The organism is Pseudomonas sp. C6002 (assembly GCF_013385805.1).
GTDB lineage: Bacteria > Pseudomonadota > Gammaproteobacteria > Pseudomonadales > Pseudomonadaceae > Aquipseudomonas.
In genome coordinates this window covers 366,313-385,366 of sequence record NZ_JACAPH010000021.1, presented here as the reverse complement: position 1 = coordinate 385,366, position 19,054 = coordinate 366,313, and the positions used below count along the sequence as shown (strand labels likewise).

16 protein-coding genes are annotated in these 19,054 nt (G+C 60.0%); 7 read left to right on the top strand and 9 right to left on the bottom strand.

Annotated elements, in window-relative coordinates; all coding sequences use genetic code 11:
* Nucleotides 1-73: 73 nt before the first annotated feature.
* Complete coding sequence (locus tag HX817_RS15750) at nt 74-865, bottom strand: crotonase/enoyl-CoA hydratase family protein (RefSeq protein WP_177040540.1); 792 nt, start codon at nt 863-865, stop codon at nt 74-76.
* Nucleotides 866-1,288: 423 nt separating this feature from the next.
* Between HX817_RS15750 and HX817_RS15745 the strand changes: the two genes are divergently transcribed.
* The gene (locus HX817_RS15745; RefSeq protein ID WP_003209050.1) at nt 1,289-2,962 is read left to right on the top strand and encodes a DEAD/DEAH box helicase; all 1,674 of its coding nucleotides are present in this window, start codon (nt 1,289-1,291) and stop codon (nt 2,960-2,962) included.
* 69 nt (nt 2,963-3,031) lie between these two features.
* Here the strand turns inward: HX817_RS15745 and HX817_RS15740 are convergent, their stop codons facing one another.
* Entirely contained in the window at nt 3,032-3,799 is a 768-nt protein-coding gene (locus tag HX817_RS15740) for a class III extradiol ring-cleavage dioxygenase (protein ID WP_102368447.1), read from the bottom strand.
* A 102-nt stretch (nt 3,800-3,901) separates the two neighbouring features.
* Between HX817_RS15740 and HX817_RS15735 the strand changes: the two genes are divergently transcribed.
* On the top strand, nt 3,902-4,558 hold the full coding sequence (locus HX817_RS15735) for a thiopurine S-methyltransferase (protein WP_177040539.1): 657 nt from the start codon (nt 3,902-3,904) through the stop codon (nt 4,556-4,558).
* 51 nt (nt 4,559-4,609) lie between these two features.
* Here HX817_RS15735 and htpX read toward each other — a convergent pair whose 3' ends face one another.
* A complete protein-coding gene (gene htpX / locus HX817_RS15730; RefSeq protein WP_003209055.1) occupies nt 4,610-5,497 on the bottom strand; it encodes a protease HtpX in 888 nt (295 codons plus the stop codon).
* 314 nt (nt 5,498-5,811) lie between these two features.
* Entirely contained in the window at nt 5,812-7,023 is a 1,212-nt protein-coding gene (locus tag HX817_RS15725; protein WP_003209058.1) for a pyridoxal phosphate-dependent aminotransferase, read from the bottom strand.
* 202 nt (nt 7,024-7,225) lie between these two features.
* Here HX817_RS15725 and msrB point away from each other — a divergent pair, with 202 nt between their 5' ends.
* The 3 genes from msrB to HX817_RS15710 all read left to right on the top strand — a co-directional run bounded on the left by msrB (nt 7,226) and on the right by HX817_RS15710 (nt 8,684).
* Nucleotides 7,226-7,618 (top strand): peptide-methionine (R)-S-oxide reductase MsrB, encoded by a 393-nt coding sequence (msrB, locus tag HX817_RS15720; protein ID WP_003209059.1) that lies wholly within the window; start codon nt 7,226-7,228, stop codon nt 7,616-7,618.
* A gap of 131 nt (nt 7,619-7,749) precedes the next feature.
* Nucleotides 7,750-8,235 (top strand): glutathione peroxidase, encoded by a 486-nt coding sequence (locus HX817_RS15715; RefSeq protein ID WP_003209061.1) that lies wholly within the window; start codon nt 7,750-7,752, stop codon nt 8,233-8,235.
* Nucleotides 8,232-8,684, top strand: a complete 453-nt coding sequence (locus HX817_RS15710) for a MarR family winged helix-turn-helix transcriptional regulator (protein WP_087694772.1) — start codon at nt 8,232-8,234, stop codon at nt 8,682-8,684. The genes HX817_RS15715 and HX817_RS15710 overlap by 4 nt, the downstream gene beginning before the upstream one ends.
* Here HX817_RS15710 and HX817_RS15705 read toward each other — a convergent pair.
* Entirely contained in the window at nt 8,668-10,977 is a 2,310-nt protein-coding gene (locus tag HX817_RS15705; RefSeq protein WP_003209064.1) for a response regulator, read from the bottom strand. The two genes, HX817_RS15710 and HX817_RS15705, sit on opposite strands and share 17 nt — an antisense overlap.
* A 167-nt stretch (nt 10,978-11,144) precedes the next feature.
* On the opposite strand from HX817_RS15705, the gene HX817_RS15700 reads away from it, so the two are divergent.
* Together HX817_RS15700 and HX817_RS15695 are read left to right on the top strand one after the other, a co-directional pair.
* Nucleotides 11,145-12,035 (top strand): ATP-binding protein, encoded by an 891-nt coding sequence (locus HX817_RS15700; RefSeq protein ID WP_177040538.1) that lies wholly within the window; start codon nt 11,145-11,147, stop codon nt 12,033-12,035.
* A complete protein-coding gene (locus tag HX817_RS15695; RefSeq protein WP_003209067.1) occupies nt 12,032-12,514 on the top strand; it encodes a GAF domain-containing protein in 483 nt (160 codons plus the stop codon). The genes HX817_RS15700 and HX817_RS15695 overlap by 4 nt, the downstream gene beginning before the upstream one ends.
* Nucleotides 12,515-12,558: 44 nt before the next feature.
* On the opposite strand, the gene HX817_RS15690 is transcribed toward HX817_RS15695, so the two are convergent.
* The 4 genes from HX817_RS15690 to HX817_RS15675 all read right to left on the bottom strand — a co-directional run bounded on the left by HX817_RS15690 (nt 12,559) and on the right by HX817_RS15675 (nt 19,040).
* Nucleotides 12,559-16,191 (bottom strand): transporter substrate-binding domain-containing protein, encoded by a 3,633-nt coding sequence (locus tag HX817_RS15690; protein WP_102368450.1) that lies wholly within the window; start codon nt 16,189-16,191, stop codon nt 12,559-12,561.
* An 8-nt stretch (nt 16,192-16,199) separates the two neighbouring features.
* Nucleotides 16,200-16,826: a response regulator transcription factor gene (locus tag HX817_RS15685; RefSeq protein WP_003209072.1), complete on the bottom strand. Its 627-nt coding sequence runs from the start codon at nt 16,824-16,826 to the stop codon at nt 16,200-16,202.
* 249 nt (nt 16,827-17,075) lie between these two features.
* Nucleotides 17,076-17,483: a response regulator gene (locus HX817_RS15680; protein WP_003209073.1), complete on the bottom strand. Its 408-nt coding sequence runs from the start codon at nt 17,481-17,483 to the stop codon at nt 17,076-17,078.
* Between the two features lie 225 nt (nt 17,484-17,708).
* Nucleotides 17,709-19,040 (bottom strand): deoxyguanosinetriphosphate triphosphohydrolase, encoded by a 1,332-nt coding sequence (locus HX817_RS15675; protein WP_003209075.1) that lies wholly within the window; start codon nt 19,038-19,040, stop codon nt 17,709-17,711.
* Between the last annotated feature and the right edge of the window lie 14 nt (nt 19,041-19,054).

The window sequence follows — 19,054 nt, the reverse complement described above, 5'->3', positions numbered from 1 at the left end:
CTGTAAGAGCGGAACCAATAGTGGCCGTTACCTAAATAACGGATATGTACCCCGCCCCAAGCCCCCTCCACAATCAACAGCCTTTAAAAACCCCAGGCCGCTTCTCGACCATCGCCCGTACACCTTCCTTGGCATCCTCACTATTCAGCAGTTTCTCCACCAAAACGGGCAACCCGGCCGCCGCCGCGGTCTCCCCCTCGATCCGTGCCTGACGCGCCGACATCAGCGTGGCCTGCACCCCCAGCGGCGCCTGCTGGGCAATGCGGTTTGCCAGCGCCACCGCCCGAGGCAACAAATCCTCGCTGGCCATTACCTCCTGCACCAACCCCAACCGCAGCGCTTCATGGGCATCAAACTCATCCCCCGTGAGCAACCAGCGCATGGCATTCCCCCACCCCGCGATCTGATGAAAGCGCAACGTCGCGCCCCCAAAAGGAAAAATCCCGCGCTGCACTTCCATCTGCGCAAACCGGGTATTGCTGGCACACAGATTGATATCCGCCGCCAGCATCAACTCGATACCAATGGTCAGGCAGTACCCCTGAGCCGCAACAATCACCGGCTTACTGACCCGGGGCCCCGCGAAAACGCCCCACGGATCACAACCACCCAACGGCGGTTGCCAGCCTTGTGCCATCGTGGGCCCCACATTGGCCAGGTCCAATCCGGCGGTAAAGTGATCGCCATGCCCGAAGACAATGGCCACCCGCGCTTCCTCATTGCGATCAAATTCGCCATACGCCAGGCTCAAATCATTGAGCAATTCCAGGTCGAACGCATTGCGCTTGGCCACGCGATCCAGTCCCAGCAACAGGACATGACCCTGCTGTTCACGGCTGACGCGGCTGTTGGTGGCTTGGTTCATGGGGTGTGCCCTCGGGCGCAAAGGGAGGTTTCGGACCGAAGGGCCCGCTGTTAAGGGTGAACCGTTTAAGCGTCATGACCAACAGGGCCGGGCCTTTGAAAAATAGACCCTGCTGCCTGGATGCGCAAAGCCTTTGATGCAGAGGCGTTTACCTGCGGTTTGCGATAAAAAAAGCTCCCTTTTTCAGCGATTTCCGGTATAGTGCGCGCCGGCCTTTAACCGGGCCGCGTTTAGGTAGCGCAATTCCCCGAAGTCAGCTTCGGCTGCACGTCCGCACAGCGGACTCTTCCTTGACGAATCTTTTTCATTCATTCGTTTTCGCAAATCCCCGCCGACAAAGCAGCCAGGGCGACTCTTGAGTCTCAACACGGCATGCGCAGCTTTGGAGCATGGGTCTTTGCGGATGCACTTAGAGGCAGACCCATGACCCAGGAAACCGGCGGCTTCGCCGCTTTTAATCTTAACCCGAACATTCTTGCTGCCGTCATCGCGACTGGCTACGAAGAACCTTCGGCTATTCAGCAGCAATCGATCCCGATCATCATGGCCGGCCAAGACATGATTGGCCAAGCGCAAACCGGTACCGGTAAAACCGCCGCGTTCGCCCTGCCAATCCTGCACTGCATCGATCCTGCCAAGCGCGAGCCGCAAGCCCTGATCCTGGCGCCAACCCGTGAGTTGGCGCTGCAAGTAGCAACCGCTTTCGAAACCTACGCCAAGCAAATGCCGGGCGTTACCGTTGTGGCCGTTTACGGCGGCGCGCCTATGGGCCCACAACTGAAAGCAATCCGTAACGGCGCACAGATCGTTGTCGCCACTCCGGGCCGTCTGTGCGACCACCTGCGTCGCGACGAAAAAGTGCTGTCGACCGTGAACCACCTGGTTCTGGACGAAGCTGACGAAATGCTCAAGCTGGGCTTCATGGACGACCTGGAAGTCATCTTCAAGGCACTGCCAGCAACCCGTCAGACCGTACTGTTCTCGGCTACCCTGCCACAGTCGATCCGTGCCATTGCCGAACGCCATCTGCGCGATCCGCAACACGTGAAGATCCAGACCAAGACTCAGACCGTTACCGCGATCGAACAGGCTCACCTGTTGGTTCACGCTGACCAGAAGACCTCGGCTGTATTGAGCCTGCTGGAAGTCGAAGACTTCGACGCCCTGATCATGTTCGTGCGCACCAAGCAAGCGACCCTGGACCTGGCCAGCGCCCTGGAAGCCAAAGGCTACAAAGCCGCTGCGCTGAACGGTGACATTGCCCAGAACCAGCGTGAGCGCGTGATCGACTCCCTCAAGGATGGCCGTCTGGACATCGTTGTGGCGACCGACGTTGCTGCCCGTGGCCTCGACGTTCCACGTATCACCCACGTGTTCAACGTTGACATGCCTTACGATCCAGAGTCCTACGTTCACCGTATCGGCCGTACCGGCCGTGCTGGTCGCGAAGGTCGTGCATTGTTGCTGGTGACTCCACGTGAGCGCCGCATGCTGCAAGTGATCGAGCGTGTAACCGGTCAGAAAGTTGCCGAAGTCCGCCTGCCGGATGCCCAGGCCGTTCTCGATGCGCGCATCAAGAAACTGACCAACAGCCTGTCGCCACTGGTGGCTGATGCTGAATCGACCCACGGCGACCTGCTGGACCGCCTGACTGCCGATATCGGTTGCACCCCGCGTGCCCTGGCTGCAGCCCTGCTGCGCAAGGCTACCAACGGTCAGGCCCTGACCCTGGCTGCCATCGAGAAAGAACGTCCACTGGTGCCGAACAACGCTCCGCGCGGTGATCGTCCAGAGCGTACTGGCGACCGTCCGGACCGTGGTGATCGTGAGCGTCGTGCTCCGGTTCCATTGGCTGAAGGCCGTGCTCGCTGCCGTACCGCGCTGGGCGCGCGTGATGGCATCGCTGCCAAGAACCTGCTGGGCGCTATCCTCAACGAGGGTGGCCTGGCACGTGAAGCAATCGGTCGCATCCAGGTGCGTGACAGCTTCTCCCTGGTAGAGCTGCCGGAAGATGGTCTGGAGAAACTCCTGACCAAGCTGAAGGACACCCGCGTTGCCGGTAAGCAGTTGAAGCTGCGTCGCTACCGCGAAGATTGATCCGCCCCCGGGCTGATTGATCGAACATAAAAAATCCCCGACTGGTTCGGGGATTTTTTTTGCCTGCAATCAGGCGAAACGGTAGATGTCCATGCCCAGCGCACCCATGGTAAAGCCTTGGTGGGCTGCGCTGAATTCACCGCCGGCGCCCCGGGCGAAATACAGCGGCAGCAAATGCTCGTCGCTGGGGTGGCTGCGCACGGCATGAGGTGCCTGGCGACGATAGTCGTGCAGCGCGGCTTCATCGTTGGCTGCCAGTTTGCTGACCATCCAATCGCGAAAATCCCGCGCCCAGGGCTCGATGCTCTCCGGCCCGGCCTGCCAGTCCAGTTCGCCGAGATTGTGGGTAATGCTGCCGGAACCGATCAGCAGCACGCCCTGTTCCCGCAGGCTCGCCAGTGCGTGGCCGACACGGGTTTGCAGGGCAGGGCCCATGCGGCTTGGCAGCGATACCTGCACCACTGGGATATCGGCCGCCGGGTACATCAGCGACAGGGGCACCCAGGTGCCGTGGTCGAAGGGGCGCTGATCATCAATGCGCGCTTCCAGGCCGTCAGCCTTGAGCAACTGCACGATTTGGGCGGCCAACTGCGGGTCACCGGGGGCCGGGTACTGCACCGCGAACAGTTCCCGTGGGAAGCCGCCAAAGTCGTGCCAGGTCTCTGGTGCGGCGCTGCCAGTCACGAGCAGCCCCTGGCTTTCCCAGTGCGCCGAGACCACCACAATGGCCTTGGGGCGTGGCAGCTCGGCCGCCAGGCGCTTGAGTGCCGGGCCACTGGCACCGGGTTGCAGGGCAAGCATGGGCGAACCGTGGGAGATAAACAGGCTGGGCAGCATGAGTAGGGTCCTGAGGGTTAAGATGGGACCATCTTCAATCAGATCATTGATCTAAATCTAATATAAGTTTTAGCGCTATTTGATCAAGTTTTAGGGTGAATCATGGAACCTGGATTTTGGCATGAGCGTTGGGCGCGCAATCAGACGGGTTTCCACTTGCCCGAAGTGAATCCTTACCTGCTGCGTCACTGGCCCGGCCTGGGCGTGGCGAACGGGGCGCAGGTGCTGGTGCCGTTGTGCGGCAAGAGCCTGGACCTGGTGTGGCTGGCGAGCATCGGGCATCGGGTGATCGGGGTCGAGTTGTCGGAAAAGGCCGTTGAAGAGTTTTTCAGCGAGCAGGAGCTGATGCCGCAGGTCAGCCAGCGCGGCGCTTTCAAAGTTTTCCAGGCGGGTTCCATCGAGCTGTGGTGCGGGGATTTCTTCGCCCTGGATGCCGGGGCCGTGGTTGGTTGCACAGCGCTTTACGACCGGGCGGCGCTGATTGCCCTGCCACCGTTGATGCGCGAGCAGTATGCGGCGCACTTGAATGGGATTCTGGCGGGAGGCAGTCGTGGCCTGTTGATCACCCTCGATTATGAACAGTCGCAAAAGGCCGGCCCGCCGTTCGCGGTGAGCGATGAGGAAGTGCAATTGCTCCTGGGCGGCCGGTGGAGCCTGGATGTGCTGCAGGAGCAGGACATCCTGGGGGACAGCTGGAAGTTTGTTAAGGATGGCGTCACGCGCCTGGACGAGCGGGTGTACCGGTTGGCCAGGCGCTGAAGAGCGCCCACAAAAAAGGGGCGATTGAATCGCCCCTTCTTCTTGTCGCTATCAGCCGCGACGACGCAGTGCGTCAATTCGCTCTTCCAGTGGCGGGTGGCTCATGAACAGGCGAGCCATGCCCTGCTTGATGCCACCGTTGATGCCAAAGGCGGTCAGGGTGTTCGGCATGTGCACCGGCAAGCCCTGTTCGGAGCGCAGGTGCTGCAGGGCGCTGATCATCGCGCCGGTACCGGCCAGGCGTGCGCCGGCTTCGTCTGCGCGGAATTCCCGTTTGCGCGAGAACCACATCACGATCGAGCTGGCGAGGAAGCCCAGTACCAGTTCGGCGAAGATGGTCGCCACGTAGTAGGCCATGCCCTGGCCCTGTTCGTTCTTGAAGATCACCTTGTCGACGAAGTTGCCGATGATCCGCGCGAAGAACATCACGAAGGTGTTCACCACGCCCTGGACCAGCGCCAGGGTGACCATGTCACCGTTGGCCACGTGGCCGATCTCGTGGGCCAGCACCGCCTTGATTTCGTCGGGCGAGAACCGCTCCAGCAAGCCCTGGCTGACGGCCACAAGGGCGTCGTTCTTGTTCCAGCCGGTAGCAAAGGCGTTTGCTTCATAGGCCGGGAAGATCCCGACTTCAGGCATCTTGATCCCGGCTTCGCGGGACAGTTGCTCGACGGTCTGCAGCAGCCATTGCTCATGACGGGTGCGTGGCTGGGTAATGATCTGGGTGCTGGTGCTCATCTTCGCCATCCACTTGGAGATGAACAGCGAGAAAATCGACCCGGCAAAACCAAAGACCGCACAGAAGATAAGCAGCTGATTGAGGTTCAGATCAACCCCGTTGGCCGCCATGATCCCATTGAAGCCGAAAAGGCTCAGCGTGATGCTGGCAATCAGCACGACCGCCAGGTTAGTGGCCAAGAACAGCAGAATGCGCATCATGGTTGTAGAATTCTCCTCATGCTTAATATGTCGCGTACTGCGGGGTATATAAGGTGCGGCATGGGGCTATTCAACCGGGGGACTATTTCAAACTGTGTCCTACAGCCTGAATGTAGAGCCTTGAAGGGAATTTCCGAGGCCTGGTGTGGCTCGGCAGCCTCGCCCCATTACCTTGCAGCCCTGTAATTATAGGGTGATGCCCGAGCAAGGGTGGAGCCGGCAGGTGTAAAAGGCGATACCGCCCGCGCAGGGCAGAGAAGTGTTGCCAGATAATCGCTGTACGACCACGGGTGGGCCGCACAGCGCAATGCCCATTATTGGCGATAGGACTTCAGGAAGTTGCCGATGCGACCGATGGCCATCTCCAGGTCATCCACCCGCGGCAGGGTGACCACCCGGAAGTGATCCGGCCACGGCCAGTTGAACGCCGTACCCTGGACCACCAGCAGCTTTTCCGACAACAGCAGGTCGAGCACGAACTTCTCGTCGTTGAGGATCGGGCACACTTTCGGGTCGATCCGCGGGAACGCATACAGCGCCCCCATCGGCTTGACGCAACTGACGCCGGGAATCGCGTTCAGCAGTTCCCAGGTGCGGTTGCGCTGCTCCAGCAGGCGGCCTTGTGGCAGCACCAGGTCGTTGATGCTCTGGTAGCCGCCCAGTGCGGTCTGGATGGCGTGCTGGCTCGGCACGTTGGCACACAGGCGCATGTTGGCCAGCATGTCGATGCCCTCGATGTAGCTCTGGGCATTGTGCTTGGGGCCGGAAATGGCGATCCAGCCGGAACGGAAGCCCGCCACCCGGTAGGATTTAGACAGCCCGTTGAAGGTCAGGCACAACAGGTCCGGCGCCAGGGAGGCGGTGCAGATGTGCACGGCGTCGTCGTAGAGGATCTTGTCGTAGATCTCATCGGAAAACACCACCAGGTTGTGCTGGCGCGCGAGTTCGAGCATGCCCAGCAACACTTCCCTGGAGTAGACGGCGCCGGTGGGGTTGTTCGGGTTGATGATCACCAGGGCCTTGGTGTTCGGGGTGATCTTGGCCTTGATGTCGGCCAGGTCCGGGAACCAGTCGGCGCCTTCATCACACAGGTAATGCACCGGATGGCCACCGGCCAGGGTTACGGCGGCGGTCCACAGCGGGTAGTCGGGAGCCGGAACGAGTACTTCGTCGCCGTTGTTGAGCAGGGCCTGCATGGACATGACGATCAGCTCGGACACGCCGTTGCCCAGGTAGATGTCTTCGATGCCGACACCTTCAACCTGCTTCTGCTGGTAGTACTGCATGACGGCCTTGCGCGCGCTGAACAGGCCTTTGGAGTCGCTGTAGCCTTGTGCGGTAGGCAGGTTGCGGATCACGTCCTGGAGGATTTCGTCCGGCGCTTCGAAACCAAAGGGTGCCGGGTTGCCAATGTTCAGCTTGAGGATGCGATGGCCTTCCTCTTCCAGGCGTTTGGCGTGCTTGAGCACCGGGCCGCGAATGTCGTAGCAGACGTTGGCGAGCTTGTTCGATTTGCTGACCTGCATGGCGATGTGATCCTGAAAATGAACGATCCAGACGGTGTGAAGACTACCGTGCTGAGAATCCTGCGTTGGCCTGACCCATAAATACGTTTGAATGCCGGTAACGCGGGTGCCAGACTGGCGCTTTGAAGAGGCGCAATCATACGTGCCGCCTGATCCATGGAAAAGACACAGATCAGGCTTTTTCAGTTGCCGAGGTGTACCGATGGAAAAGTTGCAGAAAACCGTTGAAGAATGGAAAGCCATGCTCGACCCGGAGCAGTACAACGTGTGCCGCCTCAAAGGCACCGAGCGACCGTTCAGCGGCAAGTACAACGGCACCAAGACCGACGGCGTCTACCACTGCATCTGCTGCAATGAGCCGCTGTTCGATTCCAGGGCCAAGTTTGACTCCGGCTGCGGCTGGCCCAGCTTCTACGAGCCGATCGCCGAGCAGGCCATGGTCGAGATCCGGGACGTCAGCCACGGCATGATCCGCACCGAAGTCACCTGCGCCAAGTGCGATGCGCACCTGGGCCACGTGTTCCCGGACGGACCGCCACCGACCGGTTTGCGTTACTGCATCAACTCGGTGTGCCTGGACCTGGTACCGCGCTGAGCCGCCAGGCTCCTGCGGGCTTCGTGCCCGCAGGGGCCGTTATATCAAGGCATAAGTCCCGCCAATTAAATTGCACACAATTGAATTGCCTACTATCGTTCAGTCCTTCTTATCTCTGTAGAGGCACTGCCATGAGCGACAACCTGCTGAGCATCCCTTGCACCACCATCAAGGGTGAGCAAAAGACCTTGGCCGATTTCGCCGGCAAGGCGATTCTGGTGGTCAACACTGCCAGCAAGTGCGGCTTCACCCCGCAATACAAGGGGCTTGAGGAGCTCTGGCAGCATTACAAGGACCAGGGACTGGTGGTGTTGGGCTTTCCCTGCAACCAGTTCGGCAAGCAGGAGCCGGGCAACGAAGGCGCCATTTCGGAGTTTTGCGAGCTGAACTTTGGTGTCAGTTTCCCGCTGTTCAAGAAGATTGACGTCAACGGCAGCGATGCCCACCCATTGTTCGTACAGCTTAAAAAGCAGGCCCCGGGATTGCTGGGCTCCAAGGGCATCAAGTGGAACTTCACCAAGTTCCTGATCGGTCGCGACGGCCAGGTGGTCAAGCGCTTCGCCCCGACCACCAAGCCCCAGGACCTGACCCAAGAGATCGAAGCCCTGCTCAAATGACCGACCTGTCCCTGGCCCTCGACGACCAACTGTGCTTCAAGCTCTACGCCGCCTCCCGCGCGGTCACCCGGGCCTACAAGCCGATGCTCGATCAGTTGGGCCTGACCTATCCGCAATACCTGGTGATGCTGGTGCTGTGGGAATGGCAGGCTGCAGCGGTGTCGCAGCCTACGGTCAAGGCCCTGGGCGAGCGCCTGCTGCTGGATTCCGGCACGCTGACGCCACTGCTCAAGCGCCTGGAGCAGCTTACCCTGGTGCGGCGTCAGCGCAGTGCGCTGGATGAGCGTGAAGTGCACCTGAGCCTGACCGATGAAGGCCGGCACCTGCGCGACCGGGTGCAGCCGCTGAAGGCTCGCCTGTTGTGTGACAGCGGCGTTGATCTGAACCAGGCCGATGCCTTGCGTGACGGTCTGGATCAGCTGTTGCGCCAGATCAAAGACTTGTCGTAGTCGGCACCCACAGATCGAGCAAGGCCTTGAGTTCTTCCCGGCGAAACGGCTTGGCCAGGTAATCGTTCATGCCCGCAGCCCGGCAGCGCTCGCGTTCCTCGGACATGGCATTGGCCGTCAAGGCGACGATCGGCAAGTCCGGCCAGCGCCCGCTGCGGCGGATCTGCCGACTGGCCTCATAGCCATCCATCACCGGCATATTGCAGTCCATCAACACCATGTCGAAGCCTTGCTCTTCCAGCAGCTTGAGGGCTTCACCACCGTGGGCGGCGACGATCACCTCGCACCCGAGCTTGCCGAGCATGCCCTTGGCCACCAGTTGATTGACCGGGTTGTCCTCCACCAGCAGGATGCGCGCCCGGTGGGCGAGGGGGCCGGTTTCCAGTTGGATCAGGTCCAGGACCAGGTCCGGATCGGTGCGCAAGTTGCGTTGCAGGACCTGGTACAGCGCGGTGCGGCTCAGGGGGCGGGCCTGTTGCTGCAAGGGGGCCAGGGCCGCGACTTCTTCGCTGGGCATGAAGTTGCCGTAGGCGGTTACCACCAGGATCGGGGCGGTGATCATCGGGCGCAGGCGGAACAGGCATTCGGGGCAGTCGGTGATCAGCAGGTCGGGATTCTGCCCGCTCAAGTCATCGTCGATGGAATAACAGCGCGGAGCCAGGCCCCAACTCGGCAGCAGGCTGGTGAGGAGTTCTGCCAGCCCGCTGCTGGTGCTGGTGATGGCGATTACATCTCCAGCCAAAGGCGCCAGGCGCACCGCCGGCAAGTGGGTCGGCAAGGGCAGGTCGGCACAGAACTGGCTGCCAAAGCCAGCTTCCGAGCTGATGCTCAGGCGGCCCTTCATGGCTTCGCACAGGTTGTGGGTCAGCGCCAGGCCCAGACCTGTCCCGCCGAACTGGCGGGTGATGCCCGCACCGGCTTGGGTGAACGGCTGGAAAATCTTGACCTGGGCATCCTGGGCGATCCCGATACCGGTGTCGCACACCTCGATCCTGACCCGGCCGGCCTGGGCACTGAGGCGTACATCCACCCGGCCGAAACGTGTGAACTTCAGGGCGTTGGACAGCAAATTGCTGACAATCTGCCGTACCCGCGTCGGGTCGCCCAGCACCTGGGCGGGAAACTGCGGGTCGATCAGGCACGTCAGCTCCACGCTGGGCGCGGCGTTTTGCGAGAGCAGGTTGGCGGTGTCTTCCACCAGTGAACCGAGGTCGAACGGGATGCTTTCCAGTTCCAGTTGGCCGGCGTCGAACTTCGACAGGTCGAGGATATCGTTGAGTAGCTCCACCAGTACTTTGCCGGAGTCATGGGCGATCGACAGTTGCTGGCGTTGCTCGGCGTTCAGCGGGCTGTCGAGGGAGAGGGCGATCATCCCCAGCAGGCCGTTCAGCGGTGTACGGATTTCATGGCTCATGTTGGCCAGGAACGCCGCCCGTGCCTGGGCCATGCCCAGGGCCGTCATCTTCGCCGCTTCCAGCTCGTCGTTCGAGAGCGTCAGCCGATGATTGATCGCCTTGAGCTCGGTGGTGCGGGCGGAGACGATGTCTTCCAGTTGGCCGAGGTATTCGGTCAGGCGATTTTCAGCATGCCGGCGTTGCTGGATTTCAGTCTCCATGTTTTCAAACTGTTGGTTGGCAACGTTGACCAGTACGCCGATTTCGTCGTGCTCGTGCCCCGGCGGGCAGTCCAGGCGCTCGTGCTTGCGTGAGCTCAGCTCGCGGATAATGCGCACCAGCGGCTTGGTCAGCATCACGTAGAAAAGCGCCAACAGAATGCCGGTGAGGATCAGGCTGCGGGCGAAGCCGTTGAGCAGGGTGATCTCGGCGCGGTGCAGGAAGCGGCTGCCGAACGCGTAGGTGTCTACGTCAAGACGCAGTACACCGAGGGAATCGTTGGGCATGTGGGCGAGGTAGAGCCGATCTTCGAATTGGCGGTTGGCGCCAAACAGGAAGTCGCTGATGGGCCGGTAGGTGCTTTCCTTGCGCGGGCGATGGACATCGGCCAGCACCAAACCGTTGTTGTCGATCAGTTGTGCATGGGTGATGGCGGGGGAGTGCAGCAGGCCCAGCGTCAGTTCCTGGGCCAGCTCGGCGTCGATGTTGTAGGCGATGCGCGAAGCCGGGTTATGGCTGATTTCAATCAGCGCACGTATTTCCCGGTTGATGGAAGCGTCTTCGCTGGCATAATCAATCCCAATCTGTATCAGGCTGAGCAAGGTTCCCAAGACGAATCCGACCAGCACTGTCAGTCTGGCTTGTTTATAAGACAAGCGGTGGGCGAACTTGATATCCATCGGGTGCTGTACCACTTTACGTTTCCTTTCGCCCGGCAAGCATAGCTGAACATCCACAGGCTCAAACTTGCCCGGCATGAATCGATTTTATTCGGTGCAGCCCTGCACGGTCTGCCTCAGGGTTGCCAATACGCCATCTTTTACAAGAACTTGCCAGAGGAATAGTCGTGGATTCTCGATTGAATGCCTTTCTTGAGCGTGCCGACGCGGTACTGGCTCGCCTGGAGCCCTTGTTGCCTGCCCCGCGCGAAGCCGTTGACTGGAACCATTGCCTGGCTGCCCGTTGGCAGCGCGAAGGTCGCAGCGGCTTTTTATTGCCACTGGAAGTCAGCCTGGATATGCGCCTGTCCGACCTGATCGGCGTGGATAAACAGCGCGAACAATTGGCCCGTAACACCCAACAGTTTCTCGACGGCCTGCCGGCCAACCATGCGCTGCTCTGGGGCTCGCGCGGCACCGGTAAATCGTCCATGGTGCGCGCCTTGCTGGCCCAGCACGCCAAGGCCGGGCTGCGCCTGATCGAGATCGAGCGCGATCACCTGGCAGACTTGCCGCGGGTGGTCGAGCAACTGACCAAATTGCCACAACGCTTTGTGTTGTTCTGCGATGACCTGTCTTTCGAAGCCGGCGAGAGCGATTATCGTGTACTCAAGAGCGTACTCGACGGCTCCCTGGAGCAGGCGCCGGAAAACGTCCTGTTGTATGCCACCTCCAACCGTCGTCACCTGGTGCCCGAGAACCAGAGCGATAACGAGAACTGGAAGACCATAGACGGCGAGCTGCATCCCAACGAAGCGGTGGAGGACAAGATTGCCCTGTCTGACCGTTTCGGTTTGTGGCTGTCGTTTTACCCGTTCAATCAGGAGCACTTCCTGGATGTGGTCGAGCACTGGATCGGTGAGTTGGCGAGTAAGGCCGGTCTGCAGTGGCAACGCGATGAAGAGTTGGACATCCTCGCCGTGCGCTGGGCCACCGGGCGCGGTAATCGCAACGGCCGTTGTGCCTATCAGTTCGCCCGCTACTGGGTGGGCCTCAAGTTGTTGGAGCGTCAACCATGATTGATTTGCAACAGGCTGGAACCGGCCTCGATGGCTACGCCATGCTGCATGCGCAGCTGGAATCGCTGTTGGCGGATGAGCGGGATTTCATTGCCAATGCCGCGCAGTTTTCTGCGTTTCTGTTCAACCAGCTGGATGATTTGAACTGGGCAGGCTTCTACCTCAACCGCAATGAAGAGCTGGTGCTCGGGCCGTTCCAGGGGCAGATCGCCTGTGTGCGCATTCCGTTCGGTCGCGGTGTGTGCGGCGCGGCAGCGGCCTCGCGGCAAACCCAGCGGGTGGAAGACGTGCACGCGTTCCCGGGGCATATCGCCTGTGACAGTGCGTCCAACAGCGAGTTGGTCGTCCCGTTGGTCAAGGACGGGCGCTTGATTGGTGTGCTCGACCTGGACAGCCCATCGCTGTCGCGGTTTACCCCGCAGGATCAGGCCGGCATCGAGCAGTTGGCGGCGATTTTCCTGCGGTTGACCGATTGTTGATGGGGTGAGTCTCCTGCAGGAGCGAGCAAGTTCGCTCCTGCAGGCTATCGACAGTCCAGCACGTCCAGTTGCATCTGCAGCATCCTCTCCAGCTCAAGCATGGATTTCTCTATTGCCTTGATGCCCGCCTCGATAACGTGTGGTGTCTCGCGTTCGCCACACGCCTGCTCCAACGCTTCGCATTGTCCGGACAAGGTATCGGCCTGGATGATCCGGGCGGCGCCCTTGATCTTGTGGGCCTGGTCGATCAGGTCGCCGGGCGCGGCTTGCCGTGCCAGCATGGCCATCAGCTCGACCCGATCATTCCGGCTGCTGCTGAGCAACTCCTCGAGCAAACGCCGGCTCAACTGTGGGTCACCGCCCGTCATCGCGTCCAGGCTTTGCAGGGTAAACACGTTGCGGGTGGGCAGCGGATCGACCTGCGCCAGGTGCTGTTCCAGCGCAGTAAGACTGATGGGTTTGAACAGGCAGTCATTCATGCCGGCGTCAAAGCAGCGTTGTTTCTCCTCGGGCTGCGCGTTGGCGGTGAAGCCGAGTATCACGCACGGGGTTTTCTGCTCGCGCTCCTCATACTCGCGAATGGAGTGACTCAATTCGTAGCCGTTCATGATCGGCATATTGCAGTCGGCAATGACCAGGTCGAAGTGTTCCTGGCGCCAGGCCTGGAACCCCGCAGCACCATGATGGGCCGCGGTGAACTGATGCCCCAGGAACCCCAGTTGCTGGCACATCAGCAAGCGGTTGGCCGGATGGTCATCCACCACCAGCACGTTGAGTACTGGCGCCGGCGTGGCTGCGGCCGGTTCGAGCTTGTCTACGGCCTTGACCGGCGGCAGGCTGGTCATCTTCAGGCTGACGTGGACCTGGGTGCCTACCATGGGCACGCTGCTCAGGCTCAATTGCCCGCCCATCATGGCGCACAGGCTGCGACAGATCACCAGGCCAAGGCCGGCGCCGCTCCTGGCCAGGTGCCCGGAGTTGTCGGCCTGGGCGAACGGCTCGAACAGGCGTAGCTGGTCTTCGCGATTGATCCCGATGCCGGTGTCCTCCACTACCAGTTTCATCTCGATCTGTTGAGGTTGCCCGGTCGCCTTCAGCTGCACCTTGATCTTCACCTGCCCGCGTTCAGTGAACTTGATCGCATTGCTCACCAGGTTCGAGAGCACCTGCTTGAACCGCAGAGGGTCGATCAGTACGTCGGTATCCTCGACATCGGGGGTGAACTCCAGCACCAGGCTCAGGGTTTTCTGGCGCGCCAGGCCATCGAACACGCGGACCACCGACTCGATGACTTCGCGCAGGTTGACCCGCTCCGGGGCCAGGCTCAATCGACCGGACTCGATACGTGCAATGTCCAGAATGTCGCCAATCAACTCCAGCAGGTCCTTGGCCGAGTTGTAGGCGACCTCGATCGCAGGGCGATCAAGATGACCCTGATCGGCGCGCTTGAGTGTCAATTCCAGCATGCCAATGACGGCGTTCATCGGCGTGCGGATTTCGTGGCTCATGGTGGCCAGGAACGTGCTTTTCGCGCGATTGGCCTCGTCGGCGCGTTCCTTGGCGGCGCGCAACTCGTCGAACAACTGGCGCCGTTCGCTGATATCGATCCAGCCGCCAATGATGCCCTGGACCTCGCCCACGGAGTCGCGGTAGGGGAGGATCCAGTGGTAGATCGTGAGTTTTTTCCCGTGCACGTGCAGGGTGCGATCAAGGATCAACGGTTTACCCTCGGCCACTACCCGCTGGTAGTCGGCATGGTACTGCGCCGCCTCCGTCTCAAGGGCCATGCTCATCTGCGTGATGCTTTTGCCGATGACGTCTTCACGCTTGATGTCGAACGTCTGCAGGTAGCTGTCGTTGCAGGTCTGCAGATAGCCGTTGTGGTCGCGTACGTAGATCGGATGGGGCGTTTCATTGACCAGCGCCCGCATGAACTCGAACTGGTCGTTAAGGGCGCGCTCGGCCAGTTTTCGGTGCTTGATCTGGCGCTGCAGGTAGCCGTTCCAGGCCAGGGAAATCAACAGCAGCAGCCCGGTGCCGATGATGATCTGGGCAATCAGGCGATGGTAATTGCGCCAGTAGCCATCGGACGCTGCGTTGTAGCCGCGCCAGCGGCTGTTGATCGCCGCCATCTCATCCGGGGCGATACTCAGCAGTGCCTTGTCCAGGATCGAACTCAGCTCCGTGGCGTGTCGGGACGTCGCCAGGGCAAACGTCGCAGGCAACGTGCCGATGCTGGAACTGATCTGCAGTTTGTCCTGGAATGCCGGAGAAGAAAGCAGGTAGTTGGCGATCACCAAAGGGTTCACTGCGCCGTCGACTTGCCCCTGTGCCAGCAATTCCGATGCCTTGAAGGTATCCCCGGTTTCCACCAGGTTTATCTGGGCAAATGCCTGCTGCAGGAATTTTTCCAGCTGATTGCCCTGGGTAATCGCCAGGCGCTTGCCGGCCAGTTCTTGAAGGCTTGTGGGCGCGCCCGGCTCTTTACGGGTCAGTAATACGTAGGAGTTTTCCAGGTAGGGGCGGCTGAAGTTCAACTGGGACTCGCGCCCGGTACTGGGGGTAATTGCGCCGATGATGTCGGCTGCGCCGGTCTGCACCAGTTGCATCATGTTGGCGACGTCACGCACGTGTTGAATCTCGAAGCGCAGGCCGGTTCGCAGGCGGATCAGCTCCAGCACGTCGGCGGTGACGCCCCGGAACTTGCCGTCGGTATCGAAGAACGTCAGGGGGGCGAGGGTTTCATTGACCACCACCTTCACCACGGGGTTGTCCTTGAGCCAGCGCTCTTCGCGCAGGCTCAGTTGCAGCTTGCGGTCGGTCAGCAGAATGTCGCTGCCCGCACTCCAGCGCTTGGCGATGCTGTCACGTTCATAGGTTGATACGCCATCGAGCACTGAGTCGATGATACTCAGGAGAATGGGTTGATCCTTGCGCAAGGCGAAGCTGAACCCGTGGGCCTCGTGCTTGCCGAAGTTGGCCATGCGGATATTTTTCAGGTAGCCCTTGTTGATCATGTAGTGAGTGGAAATGGTGTCGCCCAGGAATACGTCAGCCTGGTCGAATGCCACGGCATTCAAGGCATTTTGATAGGACGGGTAGGCGTGGATGGTCGCCTTGGGGTACAGCGCCTGCACTTCGTCCATGGGCAGGTAATGGTAGACAAGACTCAGGCGCAGACCGGCCAGGCCGTCGCCAAGGTCGCGGTTCTCACCTTCACGGGTCACCAGTACCGGCTGATCCACTGCGTAGGGCAGTGACAGGACGATGTCGGGATTCGCCGCTTCAAAACCGTTGGCAGACCCCAGAAAATCGATTTCGCCGTTTGCCAGCGCCTGGATCGCGGCTTCACGGGAGGAGTAGCGCAACACGGTGAGCGGTATCGCCAGTGTCCTGGCCAGCAGCCCGGCGTAATCGGCAGTCAGCCCTTCATAATCACGCCCGCTGGAGGTGATGTCGAAGGGCGGATAGTCGGGTGCAGAGGTGCCCAGTATCAGTTCCCGTTTGTTCTGCAGCCACTGGCGCTGTGTCTTGTTCAGGGGGGTGTCCAGTTGAACGGCACCGGCACGCCCCAGCAGGGCATATTGCTCGGGAACAGTTTGTTCGGCAGGCACGGAAGTGCTGAGGCACACCCCGATACTTAATATGATTAGATAGTCCTTTAATCGCCTGGGCATCCGATTTCTCACACTAGCGCGTTACGTTTTGCCATCTCGATAAGTTCTACCAAGGATTTGGCTTTCAGTTTTTGCATGAGCCTTTTTTTGTAAGTGCTGACGGTCTTGTTGCTGAGAAACATGCCCTTGGCGATTTCCTTGTTTGTCCGGCCTTGGGCAAAAAGTTGTAATACCATGAGTTCACGATCGTTGACGACTTTGAACAGTTCAAGCTCTTCATTGTTATCCGTTTCGTTAGTGCTGCCGTTAAGGGCCTGGCTCGGGAAGTAGTTGTAACCTGACAAGACCGCCCTGATGGCACTGAGCAGTTCGCTCAAGTCACCTTCCTTGCACACATAGCCATCCGCGCCGGAGCGCATGCACCGGGTAGCAAAGAGCTTGGGGGTCTGGGCAGTGAGTATTAACGTCTTGGTCGGCGTACTCATTGCGTTGAACCGGCACAGCACTTCCAGGCCATCGAGTTTCGGAATGCCGATATCAAGGATAATCAGGTCAGGCTGACACTCCTTGACCATTTGTATCGCATCACAACCGTTATCGGCTTCTCCCACTACTTTATAGCCTTCGTGTTCTAACAACATCCGAATGGCAAGTCGGATGACGGGGTGGTCGTCAATAATAAAAACTGAGTTCATGATCAAATTCCATACAGGCGCAAATAAAGTCGGCACATTAGCTCACATGGCAATGAAGGAGGATGAACTTGATGTGGAACAAACGTAAAACAAGAATAATCCTACATCAAAAAAAGCAAGGGATTACGCTCTGTGAGGTGTTTGTTGTTTGGGTGTAAGAGTTTTGCGTGGGTGGAATTTAAAAGTAACTGGTCGTGAGAGGGCAGCGTTATAAAGAGGCGTTTTCGGATTGCCCGGGTGTTTAACTTCCTACTTTTCTGTTGAGCGAGTAAGGCGTGATTGGCGTATGAGTTCATTCAGCTCAAGGTGGCTTAACGGCTTCGACAAATAGCCAAGTAATGGAAAGTTGCGTCGGGATGCCTGGGCCATCAGGTGTTCCAGTTCATTGACGGGCAGGCCGCTGAGCAATATCGCGGACCTTATAAAGCCTCTGCGGTTGGCAATTTCAATCAACTCCAGCCCGGGCAAGTCGGGCAAACATTGATCACAGAGCAGAATATCGAATGGCACGTCGGTTTGTGTCATCAGCCGCATTGCCTGTTCTGCATTCTCGGCCAGTGCCAGGTCGTGGTAGCCATAGTTTCGTAGCAGGCATTGGGTGGCCAGCAATTGAAAGGGGTGATCCTCCACCAACAGGATGCGAAGTTGTTCGAGCATGGTTTTTTCCATGGAATGGACAAGAGCCCTGAAGACGCTCCACCAGGGCGTGTAGTAAGAAGTTAATGGGCCCGCCAGCTATAGGGCGCAGGAGCAGGTCGAAAGACTGCGGTCAGGGCGCGCGATTATTCATCGCGGCGGGGAAGAACTTCGATCAGGCCGCTCTGTTCCGTGCGTAGGGCGATTCTTTGAAAAGTCGCCCTGGCCATCAGCCAGGGCTCCGATTTATTGCGGGCTGGAGCGGCCGGTCATCTCGCGGGCCATCTCGCTGGCGTAGCTGTCAGTCATGCCGGCGATAAAGTCGATCATGCGCAGGAAGGACGCGTGCAATGACCAGGAGGGATCCGGGGCGCTATTGCCCAACAGGTCGAGGATGCGTCGGTTCTTGAACGACGGGGTGCGACCGCCATGTTGTTCCAGGGCCGCGCCGCAGAAGGCATTCAAGAGGATTTCCAGGGTGGTGTAGGCGCCGATCTCATGCAGGGTCTTGCGCTTGTCCTGGAAAATCTTCTTGCGGGCCATGTCCTTGGCATCCAGCACGCAGCGCTTGGCCGGGCCGTGCATATGTTCCACCAGGTCCCCCGGCAGGGTGCCGGCCAGCAGCGCGTCCTGTTGTTCGACGAACGCCCGGGCCGCGGCGTTGGTCAGGTGTTCGATGGCCTTGCCTCGCAGGATCGCCAGCTTGCGTCGCCGGGAATCCAGCGGGCCGAGTTGCCGATAGGTTTGCGGCAAGTCGTCGCCCACCAGGTCCAGCAGCAGTGACTCGACCTCGGCGTATTCCAGCAGCTCCATTTCCAGGCCGTCTTCGAGGTCGATCAACGCGTAGCAGATATCGTCGGCCGCCTCCATCAGGTACACCAGCGGGTGCCGGGCCCAGCGTTGTTCTTCCAACTGCGGCAAGCCGAGCTTCTGGGCGATCTGCTCCAGGATCGGCAGCTCGCTCTGGTAGCAGCCGAACTTGTGTTTCTTGTAGCCCAGGGAGTCGGCGTGGCGGGCGGTCCAGGGGTATTTCAGGTAGGTGCCCAAGGTGGCGTAGGTCAGGCGGGTGCCACCATCAAACTGGTGGTATTCCAGTTGCGTGAGTACCCGGAAGCCCTGGGCATTGCCTTCGAAATTGAGGAAGTCATTGCGTTCGGCGCTGCTCATGTCATCCAGCCAGCCACGGCCTGAAGCTTGCTGGAACCAGTGCCGGATCGCGTCCTCGCCGGAATGGCCGAAGGGTGGGTTGCCGATGTCATGGGCCAGGCAGGCCGACTGCACCACCATGCCCAGGTCGCTCGGGTCGCACCAGTCGGGCAGGGCACTGCGGATGGTCTCGCCTACGCGCATGCCCAGGGATCGTCCCACGCAACTGACTTCCAGGGAGTGGGTCAGCCGGGTGTGGATGTGATCGTTGCTGGTCACCGGGTGCACTTGCGTCTTGCGGCCCAGGCGGCGAAACGCACCGGAAAAGATGATGCGGTCATGGTCTTTGTGAAACGGACTGCGCCCCAGTTCTTCCGGGCTGTGCAGGGGTTTTCCAAGGCGTTCGCGGGTAAGCAGGGTGGGCCAATCCAAGGCGGGTACTCTCC